The sequence below is a fragment of the Bradyrhizobium sp. DOA1 genome, from assembly GCF_001593325.1.
GTDB lineage: Bacteria > Pseudomonadota > Alphaproteobacteria > Rhizobiales > Xanthobacteraceae > Bradyrhizobium.
In genome coordinates this window covers 4,381,844-4,394,576 of record NZ_JXJM01000001.1, presented here as the reverse complement: position 1 = coordinate 4,394,576, position 12,733 = coordinate 4,381,844, and the positions used below count along the sequence as shown (strand labels likewise).

Genomic DNA, 12,733 nt, shown 5'->3' with positions numbered 1-12,733 from the left:
CGTCAGAACCCGTAGAGCCGCGCCGGATTGTCGACCAGGATCTTCTTGCGCACATCCGCGTCCGGCGCCCACACCGCAAGTTGATTGAGCAGGCGGCCGTCATCGATCTGATAGAGTGGCGCGATGTCGGTGGGCTTGCGTCCCTCGACACGGCTGGAGTCCGGATGCGGCCAGTCGGTGCCCCAGACGATGCGATCCGCATTCGCCGCGATCAATGCGCGGGCATAGGGCACCATATCCTGATAGTCGGGCGCGAGCTTGGATGAGCGATAGGCGCCCGAGATTTTCACATAGGCCTTGCCCGATTTGACGAGCGCGACGAGATCGGAGAAGCCCGGCTGCTCCAGCCCGAGCGAAGCCTCGAGGCCGCCGAAATGGTCGAACACGACGGGCACCGGCGCCGTCTCGACGAGGTCCTTGATCGCCGAGATCATAGCGAGCGTGGTGTAGAGTTGCACGTGCCAGCCGCGCGCCTTCATGCGTTCGACGGCGGTGGTGAAGCGCGGTCGGCCGATGTTGGGATCATTGACGCCTCCCGTCGCGAGATTGAGGCGGATGCCGCGGAAACCGTCCTGATGCATTGCATCGAGCTGGGCCTCCGTCGTCTTGTCGTCGATCACGGCGACCCCACGCGCATTCGCGCCGCGGGCCTTCATGCCGAACAGGGTCGAGGCGTTGTCGGTGCCGTAGACGCTGGGCGTGACGATCACCACGCGCTCGATATGCAGAGCCTTGTGCAGCGCGGCCATTTCCTCAGGGCTCGCCAGCTCCGGCGTGTAGACGCGCCCGGCGAAGAACGGAAATTGTTCGACGTCGCCATGGATGTGGGTGTGGCAGTCGCAGGCATGCGCCGGGACCTCGAAATTGATGGGCGTGGCGGGCTGTGCCGCGCGGGCATGAGCTTTGCTGGTCATGGCTACTCCGGCGGCAAGGGAGGCAAAGAGGACGCCGCGTCGGCTGAGCATAGTTTCTCTCCCCTGATTATTTTTTATGGCGCCAAGACAATATCACGTCTGCCTGGCAATCGAGTGGCTTCGCCGCATAGCTGCTCAACAAGATCCGCAACCGGGCTTGAGCCGTCGACCCGCACGATCAGGCAGGGCAAGCTGGCGTGCGAGGCTTCGTGCTCGGCGAGACTTCGGGCTGGTAGGGCGACACGGTCGGAGCCAGAAATAGTCGCTGTCGTGGTGCGGCGGCTTTTCGTGTTCACATCCTGAGGCGGCTGTACCAATTGGTGACGTGACGGCGATCGTGGCGTTCCGAGGCGCCGCACGCGCTCTCCTTAGGCGGCCGGGCGGCGCTTTGTCACTCGTCCGCTTGTCGCGGGTTGGGCCGACAATGTCAGGCCCAGCGCTCCGACAATTCGCATGACCGTACCGAACTCGGGATTTCCGGTCTCTCCGAGAGCCTTATACAAGCTCTCGCGGTTCAAGCCCGCTTTCTTCGCGATCGCGCTCATGCCGCGCGCACGTGCGACAAGGCGAAGCGCATCACGCACGAAATCTGCATCGCCGGTCTCCAGCGCGGCGCCGATATAGGCCGCCTGACGTTCCTCCGTGTCGAGATAGTCGGCGGCGTCGAAGCGCGTCGTCCTGGATGCCGATTTGACCGTCGTTCTCGCTGCCTTCGGCATCACAATGTCTCCGCTAGTTGTTGCGCTAGCTTGACGTCTTGCCGCTGCGTGCGCTTGTCCCCGCCACACAGCAAGATCACGACCCGAGTTCCGCGCGGCAAATAGTAGACTCGGTAACCCGGGCCGTAGTCGATGCGCATTTCTCGGACATTGCCGCCAACGCTTTTGCTGTCGCCGGAATTGCCCATCTCCATGCGGCGAATGCGGACAGTGATCCGCGCAACGGCGCTGGCGTCCTCGAGGCGGTTCAGCCACTCCGCAAAATGCTCGGTTTACCTGACCTCGATCACGAGACGAAACTGTAGTCCATAGGCTACAAAATGTCAAAGAGGAGCGATGCGCCGAAACGGCGGAGGTGCAGTGAGATCCCAGGGGTGGCTTCGACCTCTACTGCCCCGACGGCGTCCGCAGGCCGTGCCAGGCGTCGCGGACCTGGTGGTAATGCACCTCGGGCAGGTAGTCCGGCGTGTTCAGGTTCAAGGTCTTGACGTCGAGATGGCCGATGGCGCTGAGCAGCGTGTAGGAGGCGATGACGCGGTCACGCTGCGCGCCGATCAGGCGGGCCTTGGCCTGGATCAGATCCGCTTGCGAGTTCAGCACATCCACGGTCGTGCGCTGACCGCCGGCGGCCTCACGCTGCACGCCCTGCAGCGCGACGGTCGCGGCCTTCACCTCGGACTCCGAGGCCGAGACCGTGACCTTGGCGCCTTCATTGGCAACCCAGGCGCTGACGGCCGCCGTGCGCGCCTGGTTGCGCACTTGATCCAGCACGAGCCGGCTCTGCGCAGTGATTTCCTTGGCCTGCCGGGTCTGCGCCGCGGCCTGGCCGCCGTCATAGATCGGCGCGGTTACGTTGGCGACGATCGAGGCCTGGTCTTCGGCGAACGTGCCGAGCGTCGGGTCGTTGTTGCGGCTCTTGCTGGCGCTGCCCTGGATGCTGGCGCTCGGCAGCAGCGTGCCTTCGGCGATGCGAATGTTGGTGGAGGCGACGTCCACGTCGAAGCTTGCGGCCATCACCGCCGGATGTTGGCGGATCGACATCGTCATTGCGTCTTCGCGGCTCTTCGGCAGATAGCGGTCGACGGCTTCGGCGGGCCGAAGCTGCGACGGCGCGTTGCCGATCACTTGCGCATAGGTGGCCTGGCTGACGGCGAGCGCGACTTCGGCTCCGTTGAGATCGGCAAGGCCGCGGTTGAGGCGCGCTTCGGCCTGGGCGGTGTCGGTCGGCGTGACGTCGCCGGCGTTGAGGCGGCGTTGGGTGACGGAGAGTGTTTCGCGCAGGAAAGCGACGTTGGAGCGCTGCGCTTCGACGAGCGACTGGTTCGCAAGCACGTTGGTGTAGGCGGTGACCGCATCGAGCAGGACGCCTTGGCCGACATTGCGGAGCGCCTCGCGACCCGACTGCACCTGGAGTTCGGCGGCGCGCACGCTGTTGGCGGTGCGGAAGCCGTTGAACAATGTCTGCGTCACGGTGACGCCGATGATCCAGGGCTTCAGATTGGCGGTCTGAACGGTGTTGTCGGGCAGCAGATTGCGCACGGATTGCAGGCCGGCGCTGAGGCTGGCCACGATCTGCGGGCGGTAGCCGGCGAGGGCCTGCGGCACGTTCTCGTCGGTCGCGCGCTGCCGCGCGCGCTCGGCGTTGAGCTGCGGATTGGTCTGGTAGGCCTTGGCGAGGGCCTCGGGCAGGGCTTCTGCCGATGCGGCCGAGGACAGGGCGCAAGAAAGCGCCAGTGTGGCCCATGTCGCAAACACGGGAGCCACGCCCGATCGATGCCGCATCATCACGCGACCAGCTCTGGCGGCACGCCCAATCATGTAAACCCGCAACCCTGCCTGTCCGCCCCCGCCGACGGCGGCCCTCTTAACTGTTTAACCAGCGCAGGTCTCGCAGGCAAACTGCCGCGGGGGAAACCCCCATGAAATCCGTGCTTGTTGCAGCTTCGTCACAGAAGTTCCGCGGGCAGCGAGACGGCCTTACACCAGCCTTACCGCGGGCGGGCCTCTACCGGTTCTTGTTCACCGGCTTGCGCTTCTCGATGAACGCCGCCATGCCCTCGGAGCGGTCCTCCAGCGCGAAGGTCGAGTGGAACAGGTTGCGCTCGACGCTCATGCCCTCCGCCAGCGTGGTCTCGAAGGCGCGGTTCACCGCTTCCTTGGCCATCGCGGCGGCAGGGCGCGACATCGAGGCGATCTTCTCGGCCGCCGCCATCACCTCGTCCATCAGCTTGTCGGCCGGCACGATGCGGCTGACGAGGCCACTACGCTCGGCCTCGGCCGCATCCATCATGCGCCCGGTAAGGCAGAGGTCCATCGCCTTCGACTTGCCGATTGCGCGGGTCAGGCGCTGGGTGCCGCCGATGCCCGGAATGGTGCCGAGCGTGATTTCGGGCTGGCCGAACTTCGCGGTGTCGGCGGCGATGATGACGTCGCACATCATGGCGAGCTCGCAGCCGCCGCCGAGCGCATAACCCGCGACCGCCGCAATGGTCGGCTTGCGGCAGCGCGCGATGCGGTCGCCGCCGATCGCGGCAAAATCTTCGGAGAACATGTCGATGAAGCCTTTCGGCTGCATCTCCTTGATGTCGGCGCCGGCGGCAAAGGCCTTCTCGCTGCCGGTCACGACGATGCAGCCGATGGCCTCATCGGCCTCGAGGTCGTCGACGGCGGCCGCTATCTCGCGGAAGACGCCGAACGAGAGCGCGTTGAGCATCTTCGGCCGATTCAGCTTGATGATGCCGACCGCACCGATGCTTTCGACGATGATGTGTTCGAACGTGCTCATGCTCCACCCACGCTTTTGATTGGGCGGGCAATGTGCCCGCTGGTGCGGTGGGCTTCAAGGGGGCCGGACCAGAACGCGCGAGCCGCGCCCCCTGGTGGAACTGGCAATCAGGCCATGAACATGCGCGCCGCCGAGGCCAGCGTCAGCACCGTGCCGACGCCGATGAAGATCTTGCCGATCAGGGAGCTCTGGTCCCAGGCCGAGCTCTGCTGGCTGCTTGCCATCACCGGTGCGGGGCGCGGCTGCGCTTCGGTTGCGGCGATCACGGCCTTCTGCGCCGGCGGGTTGTCCTGTTGCAGGGCACGGTCGACGTCGTTGAGCTGATCGGGAGCCACCACCTGAGGCTCGGCATTTGGGGCGGCATCGTTGGCGGTATCGTCGGCCGCCGCCTGGACATTGTCGTTGGCACGGCCCGTCATCGCGGAGGCCGCAGCCGCGGTCGGGGTGTCGGCGGCCGCGATCTGCGCATTGGCGTTGGCGACTTCCGGCGGTATCTGGCTCGCGGCCGGCACATCGTTGTTGGTTTTATTCCCGAGCTTGGCTTCGTCGGCCTTTGCCGTGGCGTCCTGCTTGTCGGCCTTGTCACCGGATTTCTGCGCCGTCTCGCCATGGCCGGTACGGCCAGACTCATGGCGCCGCTGCTTGCTAGGCTTGGCCGTGTCGGCCTGCTTGCTCGCGCTGTCCGATTTGCCGGTCGAGCTCGGCTCCGCCTGTGCAACGCCGCCAAGCAGCAAGAAAAGGCCGGCCGCAAGGATGAGGGCCGCGCGTCCGCTCGCTTTGATCATGTTGACGATCTCCCCAATTCCGCCCGTCCCAGGAACGAACAGAGACCCTGGGGCGTGACGACAGCGGGGCAGAAAATGGGAATCTTCGGGCCACGCCGGGCAAAAACGGGGCAGGCGGCCGCTTGCGCGCCCGGCCGGTGCGGAGAGGACCGATCGGTGTTATGAGCCGTCACGGATTCCTACGGCCGTATCGGAGGGTGGCATCGGGTTGATCACGAGTTCGTGAGCACTTGGCTGCCTGCGTAACAAGTTGAAAGAGCGGCCGAATTGCATGGTGAGGGGCGCGCGTGCGCGGACGTGAAGATGAATGGACCGGCCTGATGCGGTCGGCCATGGCAGGCGATGATGCGGCCTATCATCGTCTGTTGAAGGCGGTCACGCCGGTGTTGCGCGCCGCTGCGAGGCGTGGGCTGGCGCGGGCCGGCCAGCCTCCCCATCAAGCCGAGGATATCGTGCAGGAGATTTTGTTGGCGGTGCATCTGAAGCGGCACACCTGGGACAGCGAAGCCCCGTTCGCGCCCTGGCTGTTCGCGATCGCCCGCAACAAGTTGATCGATGCGCTGCGGCGGCGCGGCAAACGTGTCTTCGTCAATATCGACGATTTCGCCGAGACGCTGCCGGGCGAGGCGCCGCAGGAGACGGCCTCGGCAGGCGAGGTCGCCGCGCAGCTCAGCACCCTGCCGCAGCGCCAGCGCGACGTGCTGCAGTCGATCGCGGTCGAGGCCGCCTCGATCAAGGATACGGCGGCGAAGTTTGCGATGAGCGAAGGTGCGGTGCGGGTCGCACTGCATCGCGGGCTTGCTGCGCTGACTGCCAAACTGCGGGACCAGTAGCCATGGATACCGATCAACTCATTCGTTCACTCGCGGCCGACAACGACCATCGCGCGCCGCGCGTCGGCGCCGTCCTGACCATGGCGCTGCTGGTGGCCGCGCCGCTGTCGATCCTGATCTTCGCGACCTTCCTCGGCGTACGGTCGGATCTGATGAACGCGATGGGCAATCCGTTCTTCGACATGAAATTCGCGGTGACGCTCTCGCTCGCGATTCCCGCCATCATCGTCAGCCTGCATCTGTCGCGGCCCGAGGCGCTGCTGCGCGGCTGGGGCTGGCTCTTGCTGCTCCCCGTCGGACTGCTCGCGGTCGCGATCGGTGGCGAGATGATGATGGCGCCGGCCATGCCGATGACGATGCGCATGATGGGCAAGAACTCCAGGGTATGCCTGGTCGCGATCCCCGCAATGTCGCTGCCGCTTCTGGCAGGGGCGCTGTTCGGCCTGCGCCACGGCGCGCCGTCACGCCCCGCGCTCGCCGGTGCGCTCGCGGGCCTGGTGTCGGCCGGGCTCGCCGCGACGCTCTACGCCTCGCACTGCACCGACGATTCTCCGTTGTTCGTTGCGACCTGGTACACGCTCGCGACCGCGGTGGTGACCGCGATCGGCGCGGCGGTCGGATCGAGGGTGTTGCGGTATTGACCGGCCGCCACTCACGCCGGCGTCGTGTTCTGCTGCATGCGGTGGAAGCGCAGCACCTGTTGCGCAGTCGATGAGCGCAGGGCTTCGTAGGTGTCGCGCAGCGTCAGCATGTCGGTCTGCGAGCCGCCCGCGAGCTTCTCGCGCATGGCGATGATCGCGCGCACGCTCGGCCACGACATACCCGCGATCTTGGCGAGGATCATCACGCCCTCGGTGCGGCTCTCGATCATCATGTTCTCGGCGGTCTCGACCGCGACGCCCGCAAGCGCGGCGAGCCCCGCATTGGTCTCGTCGAACTTGCCTTGCTCGGCGAAAGCAGTCACCTGTAACTCGTTGAGGCGGCCGTCGTCGTACAGCGACTTCACCAGTGCGCGCGCCATCTCGGTCTGCTTCGTCATGGCAGCGGTGCGGACCCGCTGGGCCGCTTCCTGGACCACACTCGACACTTCGTCCGCAAGTTCGGGGTGCGCAGCCGCCAACTTCCTACGCACGCTCGAGGAGGCCTTCGCGACCAACTTCAAATAGTGATGACGCGGCAAATCTGGCCGCTGCCCGATGCAGGTGGCAAGCTCGTCGTCGCGTTCGGCGCGGGTGACGAGATCGGTGAGACTTCCCTCAGAGAGGCGCGCGCCCGGATTGCTGACGGTCGACTGCACCACGTCCTCGTTGCCGCGGGTCACCAGCACATCGGTCAAGGCCTCGGACAGCACCCGCCGGAGCGAGATCGCCTTGAGATGCGCCTGGCCTCTGGTGCGCGCGATCTCGATCAGGGTCGCCTCGTCTAGCCGTTCCGATTTCGACAGCACAGGCCCGGACACCTCGATCACCTCGTCGAGCGCCAGTGTGCGGATGATCCCGGGCGGCGCGGCTGCAATCGGGGCGAGGCGGTCGGCGAGCAGCGTCCTGGCCGAGGTCTCGATCTGCTCGACGAGGCACTGGAACACGTCGTCGAACACGCGGACGTGGTCGTCGGAATAATCCATTGCGTTGCCGACGAAGAGGTCGGTGACGCGGCGCAGCGTCTCGACCCGGCGCGCGACGGTGCCGTGCGAGAGCGCAGCCTGCAATTCCTCGAGCAGGTTCTCGGATGGTTCCATGGATCTCGATCTCATTGCCCTGTCCTGGAGCGTTTGCTCCGGCGACGTCTTCTCACGCGCCGGGAAAAATGAATTGGTCAGTTCGTTGAAATGCGGTTGCGCCCTTGTGCCTTGGCGGAATAGAGCGCGCTATCGGCGCGGGCGAGGAACGTGTCGGCAGTATCAGATTCGCGCAGCGTCACGACGCCCGCGGAAATGGTTACGCGCATGCCGGGAGAGAATGCGCTCCATTCGAGATCGGCAACGATGCTGCGCAAGCGCTCGAGCATGCTTGCCGCCGCCTCGCCGTCGGTTCCCGGCAGCAGCAGCAGGAACTCCTCGCCGCCATAGCGGCCGAAGCTGTCGACCGGACGGATGTTGGCGAAAACTGTGATCGCGAAGGTGCGAAGCACCTCGTCGCCGACGGGATGTCCGTGAGCGTCGTTGATGCGCTTGAACCAGTCGAGATCGATCAGCGCGATCGCGCAAGGCGCCGATGCCTGCCGGGATGTTTCGATCGCGGCATCGAGAAGCCGCATGATGCAGCGGCGGTTGTAGGAGCCGGTGAGCTCGTCGAGCTCGGCCAACTCCTCGATGCGCTGATAGGCGGCCTTTAGCTCGATGCTGCGCCGATACAGGACCTTGCGCAGCGTCGCGCCGAACAGGCCGAGGAAGGCGCACTGGCCGATCACCAGCACGAAGCATAGCATGGAGGCGGTCCGCTGCAGCCGCGTTGCGACGGGCAGGCCGATCGGCAGGTCGGAGGCAAGGAAGACCGCGGCAAGGCCGCAGGTCGCGATCGCCCAGGTCAGCATCGCCTGCGCCGAGGTCATGCGCAGCGAGCCGAAGGCGAAGATCAGGAACAGCACGCTGATGAAGGTGACGCCGATGGTCGGTACCGACAGCAGGAACACGAACTGTAGCGCCGTGTGCGCCGAAATCTGGAATACGGTGAGATAGTGGTCGCTGAACCTGTCGCCGACACCGGCTTCGGAGAGCACGGCGAACGTGCCGATGGTCAGGAGCCCGCCGAACCAGAACAACGAGGCAACGTCGAGGGAGATCGCGCCGTCAAAGGCGTATAGCAACAGGACCGAGGCGCCGAGCGAGTAGCTTGCGACCTGGCCGATATACATCTGGCGGCGCTGCCGGGTCCGGCGCATGCGGACTTCGGGTGCGGCGGCCTCGGGTGTGAGGACGAGATCCGCGACTTCAGCGGCATTCCTCTCCGGAAAGGACGTCGCAGCCGTGCTCATTGTCCCGCCAATGGTGGATGTCAGCTCAAAAATCTACGTGGCAAGCCTTTAGGTTTGGTATCCTTTTGAAATCGAATCCGTCCGTGGTCTTCGGGCCATGGAACATCGACGGGCAAGATCGTTTGCCGACGATTAGGCATCGGGTGCGATGCGGTCGAGCCAAAACGGGGGTTCGCGAGACATACGTCGTGCAGGGCTGCTATGGGGAACCAGACTTGGCCGCGCCGCCTGTGCCGGACGGCCACTGCAGGGAAATGTTCAGTATTATGCTACCAATCTGGACCGAAACGGCCGACCGCCAGGGGCGGAACACAGAAAATGCGCGTATGTGGGGTAGATCACACAAGCTTCCGTATGAGTGCGGTAGGTTGAAGAATTTCGCCCCTCCAGTCGAACCGTCCGCCGCACCGACCCGACCAACCTTGCGAGACGGCATTTGAGCGTGACACAGGCGGCTACGGACGAGGTCCTGATCGCCAGGATCGCTCAAGGCGACCGGCTCGCCATGCAGGTGCTGTACGGGCGGCACCATGTCAGGGTTTACAGGTTCGGTCTCAGGCTCGTTCGGGACGAGCAGGCGGCGGAAGACCTCATCAGCGAGGTGTTTCTCGACGTCTGGCGTCAAGCCGGCAAGTTCGAGGGCCGATCCGCCGTTTCCACCTGGCTGCTGGCAATCACCCGATTCAAGGCCCTCTCTGCGCTCCGGCGCAGGAAGGATTTCGAGCTGGACGAAGAGGCCGCCAACGCGATCGAGGATACGTCCGACGATCCGGAAACGGTGGTCCAGAAGAAGGATACCAGTGAGGCGTTGCGGGAGTGTCTGACGGGCCTCTCACCTGACCATCGGGAGATCGTCGATCTCGTCTACTACCACGAGAAGTCCGTGGAGGAAGTGGCCGAAATCGTCGGGATACCGGAGAACACTGTGAAGACGCGCCTGTTCTACGCGCGCAAGAAACTGGCCGAACTGCTGAAGGCAGCCGGCGTTGAGCGAGGCTGGCCATGATGGCTTTGAGCAAGAAGATGCTGGAGCAAGAGCCCAGTGAGATTGAACTGCTGCTGCCCTGGCACGCCGCCGGCACGCTGAACGCGCGCGATGCCCGCCGCGTCGAGGAAGCGCTGGCGCGCGATCCGGAGCTGGCGAAGCAATATGCCGCGATCCGCGGCGAGTACGAAGAGACCATTCATCTGAACGAGAGCCTGGGCGCTCCGTCGGCGCGCGCGATGCAGAAGCTGTTTGCCGCGATCGACGCCGAGCCCGCCCGGGCGACCGGCTCGCTGCCGCTGTCAGCGCGCATCTCGACCTTCTTCGCGGGCCTGTCGCCGCGCACGCTGGCCTGGTCGGCGGGCCTCGGCGCCGTCGCGCTGGTGCTGCAGGCAGGAATCATCGGCGCCGTGCTGATGAAGAACCAGCCGGCGACCTACCAGACGGCTTCGCTGTCGACCAGCGCGCCGATCACGCGCGAACTCGGCAGCGCGTCCACGCCGGCCCGCGCGCTGGTGCGCTTCACGCCCGAGGCGCGCATTGCCGACATCACCGCGCTGCTCGACAGCTACCAGGCCTCGATCATCGACGGCGCCAAGGGCGGCATGTTCCGCCTCCAGTTCAACAAGGCGATGAGCCAGGACGAGCTCGCCTCGCTGCTCGGCAAGATGCAGCGCGAGAAGTTCGTCAATCTGGCCGTCGCGGCGCCCTGAACGCGCCGCTGAACCCATGACGCGCAAGTCCGAGAACAGGGGACGCGCCGGGGCCTACGCTTCGTCGGTCGGCGCCGCGCTGTTGCTCACCGCCTGTTTGGGCGTGGAGGCTGCGCAGGCGCAGGCGATCATGCGCGCACCCGCGATCAGCGTTCCCTCGCGCACGCCGACCATCTCTCCGAGCATGGCCCCGCGCGTCACTTCCAGTCTCGCCGGGCGTACGGTCAGCGTCGACCGCGGTCCGCGGACGATGGCGACCATTCCCCATACCACGACGTCGCGCGTACGGCCGATGAAGCCGGTAGTGCCCTATGCGCGCTATTCCCCCAACCTCTATCCAGCGTGCACTGCAGCTTACCGCGATGCCGACGGCGAGTGCGCAGGCCAACCCAACACAGGCGGGCAGGGCGGTGGAAAAGCGGGCAAGAAAACCGCCGGCAAGGGGCGCGGCAACAACACGCCGCTCGCGGTCGCCTCGCGCAGCTTCGCCAACGAATTCGTCGCCGAGATCGACGCTGCGCTGTCGCCGACCGAGGCCGATGAGCTCGCCCGTCGCCACGGTCTGACGCGCGTTGCCTCCGAAAATTTTCCGTTGATCGGCGCCACTTTCGGCCTGTTCCGCATCAGCGACGGCCGCCCATACGAGACAGTGCGGCGCGAATTCGCGGCCGACGGCAGCGTGCGCTCGCTCCAGCCGAACTTCCGCTATGTGCTCCAGGATCAAAGGTCGTCGCGGACGACCGAGGGCGATCCTGCGCAATACGCGCTGACGAAGCTCCGCCTGCCGCAGGCCCATACGCTGGCGCATGGCGCCAACGTCACGGTGGCCGTGATCGATTCCGGCATCGACGCCAGCCATCCCGAGCTCGCCAATTCCGTCGCCGACAGTTTCGATGCGCTCGGCAGCGCCGAGGGGCCGCATGTTCACGGCACCGGCATCGCGGGCGCCATCGTGGCGCATGCCCGGCTGATGGGCAGCGCGCCCGAGGCGCGCATCATCGCGATCCGCGCCTTCGGGGGCACTGCCGGCGGCGCCGAGAGCTCGTCCTACGTCATCCTGCGCTCGCTGAATCATGCCGCCGAGCACGGCGCGCAGATCGTCAACATGAGCTTCGCCGGTCCGAAGGACGCGGTGATCGAGCGCGCCATCGCCGCGACCGCCGCGCGCGGGCTGGTGCTGATCGCGGCCGCCGGCAATGCCGGTGCGAAATCGCCGCCGCTTTATCCCGCCGCCAATCCCAACGTGATCGCTGTCAGCGCCACCGATCAGCAGGACAGGCTGTTCACCGCCTCCAACCGCGGCAATCACATCGCGGTCGCAGCTCCCGGGGTCGACATCTTCCTCCCGGCGCCCGGCGGCAAATATCAGATCACGTCGGGAACCTCGTTCTCGGCCGCCTATGTCTCCGGCGTCGCGGCGCTGCTGCTCGAGCGCAACCACGCCTTGAAGCCGGAAGCGCTGCGCATGACGCTGACGAAGACCGCGCGCGATCTCGGTTCACCCGGGCGCGACGATCAGTTCGGCGATGGCCAGGCCGACGCGTTTGCTGCGGTCATGGCCGTTCCCGCGGACAATGCGACGCCGGTCGCGGCGGCATCCGGTACAACAAAACGTGAAGATGCCGGCAAGCGTCGCGACGAGCCGGGTATGCGTGCAATCGAACAACCCTCGTTGTCGAGCTCGGACGAGAAATCCACGGTTTCTCAGGCGGATAGGCCGGCGACGCGATAAGGCCTGCGACAAAGCTGCGCGCTAGGCCAAGGCCAAAAAAGCAAACGCCGCGTTGAACGTTCAGCCAGCTGCCACGACCAAATTATGTGGGAGCGGTCATCCCTCCCCATCGGTCATATCAGGCGCGAGCGCCCATCCACCCCAAGCGCCCATATGGCTTTGACCCGTCCGGTTGTCCCCCCGGACGGGTCTTTTCTTTTGCATCCTGTCTTTTGAAGCCGCGCGTGCATTCAGCTTGCGGTTGAACGAACCCGCCTGGATTCGTGGCGAACCTCCGCTCGACACGCTGCAAGC

General features: G+C 65.6%; 12 protein-coding genes and 1 pseudogene. 5 read left to right on the top strand and 8 right to left on the bottom strand.

Annotated elements, in window-relative coordinates:
* Positions 1 to 2 precede the first annotated feature (2 nt).
* The 6 genes and pseudogenes from SE91_RS20710 to SE91_RS20685 form a co-directional block, all read right to left on the bottom strand.
* Positions 3 to 965 (bottom strand): amidohydrolase family protein, encoded by a 963-nt coding sequence (locus tag SE91_RS20710; protein WP_061848900.1) that lies wholly within the window; start codon positions 963 to 965, stop codon positions 3 to 5.
* A gap of 317 nt (positions 966 to 1,282) precedes the next feature.
* Complete coding sequence (locus tag SE91_RS20705) at positions 1,283 to 1,633, bottom strand: addiction module antidote protein (protein WP_061848899.1); 351 nt, start codon at positions 1,631 to 1,633, stop codon at positions 1,283 to 1,285.
* A pseudogene (locus SE91_RS20700) lies at positions 1,633 to 1,893 on the bottom strand (type II toxin-antitoxin system RelE/ParE family toxin); the annotation flags it as partial. The gene SE91_RS20705 and the pseudogene SE91_RS20700, both read right to left, overlap by 1 nt.
* 127 nt (positions 1,894 to 2,020) lie before the next feature.
* Complete coding sequence (locus SE91_RS20695; RefSeq protein WP_061848898.1) at positions 2,021 to 3,418, bottom strand: TolC family outer membrane protein; 1,398 nt, start codon at positions 3,416 to 3,418, stop codon at positions 2,021 to 2,023.
* Positions 3,419 to 3,638: 220 nt separating this feature from the next.
* Positions 3,639 to 4,418 carry an enoyl-CoA hydratase gene (locus SE91_RS20690; protein ID WP_061848897.1) on the bottom strand — a complete coding sequence of 260 codons (780 nt, stop codon included), beginning with the start codon at positions 4,416 to 4,418 and terminating at the stop codon, positions 3,639 to 3,641.
* A gap of 107 nt (positions 4,419 to 4,525) precedes the next feature.
* Entirely contained in the window at positions 4,526 to 5,203 is a 678-nt protein-coding gene (locus SE91_RS20685) for a hypothetical protein (protein ID WP_061848896.1), read from the bottom strand.
* A gap of 287 nt (positions 5,204 to 5,490) precedes the next feature.
* On the opposite strand from SE91_RS20685, the gene SE91_RS20680 reads away from it, so the two are divergent.
* Complete coding sequence (locus tag SE91_RS20680) at positions 5,491 to 6,036, top strand: sigma-70 family RNA polymerase sigma factor (protein ID WP_061848895.1); 546 nt, start codon at positions 5,491 to 5,493, stop codon at positions 6,034 to 6,036.
* A 2-nt stretch (positions 6,037 to 6,038) separates the two neighbouring features.
* Entirely contained in the window at positions 6,039 to 6,677 is a 639-nt protein-coding gene (locus SE91_RS20675) for an NrsF family protein (RefSeq protein WP_060735538.1), read from the top strand.
* Positions 6,678 to 6,688: 11 nt separating this feature from the next.
* Here SE91_RS20675 and SE91_RS20670 read toward each other — a convergent pair whose 3' ends face one another.
* A complete protein-coding gene (locus SE91_RS20670) occupies positions 6,689 to 7,789 on the bottom strand; it encodes a DUF2336 domain-containing protein (RefSeq protein WP_061848894.1) in 1,101 nt (366 codons plus the stop codon).
* A gap of 62 nt (positions 7,790 to 7,851) precedes the next feature.
* Positions 7,852 to 9,009, bottom strand: a complete 1,158-nt coding sequence (locus tag SE91_RS20665; protein WP_061848893.1) for a GGDEF domain-containing protein — start codon at positions 9,007 to 9,009, stop codon at positions 7,852 to 7,854.
* Positions 9,010 to 9,445: 436 nt separating this feature from the next.
* On the opposite strand from SE91_RS20665, the gene SE91_RS20660 reads away from it, so the two are divergent.
* The 3 genes from SE91_RS20660 to SE91_RS20650 are packed head-to-tail and all read left to right on the top strand — an operon-like array spanning position 9,446 to position 12,439.
* Complete coding sequence (locus SE91_RS20660) at positions 9,446 to 10,015, top strand: sigma-70 family RNA polymerase sigma factor (protein ID WP_060735540.1); 570 nt, start codon at positions 9,446 to 9,448, stop codon at positions 10,013 to 10,015.
* Positions 10,012 to 10,707, top strand: coding sequence for a hypothetical protein (locus tag SE91_RS20655; RefSeq protein ID WP_060735541.1), 696 nt, complete (start codon positions 10,012 to 10,014; stop codon positions 10,705 to 10,707). The genes SE91_RS20660 and SE91_RS20655 overlap by 4 nt, the downstream gene beginning before the upstream one ends.
* A gap of 16 nt (positions 10,708 to 10,723) precedes the next feature.
* Positions 10,724 to 12,439, top strand: a complete 1,716-nt coding sequence (locus tag SE91_RS20650; RefSeq protein WP_061848892.1) for a S8 family serine peptidase — start codon at positions 10,724 to 10,726, stop codon at positions 12,437 to 12,439.
* Positions 12,440 to 12,733 lie beyond the last annotated feature (294 nt).

Bases quoted from the DNA above. Each gene is read 5' to 3' on its own strand.
- SE91_RS20665 (WP_061848893.1), bottom strand. From the start codon at position 9,009: ATGAGCACGGCTGCGACGTCCTTTCCGGAGAGGAATGCCGCTGAAGTC.
- SE91_RS20705 (WP_061848899.1), bottom strand. From the start codon at position 1,633: ATGCCGAAGGCAGCGAGAACGACGGTCAAATCGGCATCCAGGACGACG.
- SE91_RS20695 (WP_061848898.1), bottom strand. From the start codon at position 3,418: ATGATGCGGCATCGATCGGGCGTGGCTCCCGTGTTTGCGACATGGGCC.
- SE91_RS20675 (WP_060735538.1), top strand. From the start codon at position 6,039: ATGGATACCGATCAACTCATTCGTTCACTCGCGGCCGACAACGACCAT.
- SE91_RS20655 (WP_060735541.1), top strand. From the start codon at position 10,012: ATGATGGCTTTGAGCAAGAAGATGCTGGAGCAAGAGCCCAGTGAGATT.
- SE91_RS20685 (WP_061848896.1), bottom strand. From the start codon at position 5,203: ATGATCAAAGCGAGCGGACGCGCGGCCCTCATCCTTGCGGCCGGCCTT.
- SE91_RS20710 (WP_061848900.1), bottom strand. From the start codon at position 965: ATGCTCAGCCGACGCGGCGTCCTCTTTGCCTCCCTTGCCGCCGGAGTA.
- SE91_RS20650 (WP_061848892.1), top strand. From the start codon at position 10,724: ATGACGCGCAAGTCCGAGAACAGGGGACGCGCCGGGGCCTACGCTTCG.
- SE91_RS20670 (WP_061848894.1), bottom strand. From the start codon at position 7,789: ATGAGATCGAGATCCATGGAACCATCCGAGAACCTGCTCGAGGAATTG.
- SE91_RS20690 (WP_061848897.1), bottom strand. From the start codon at position 4,418: ATGAGCACGTTCGAACACATCATCGTCGAAAGCATCGGTGCGGTCGGC.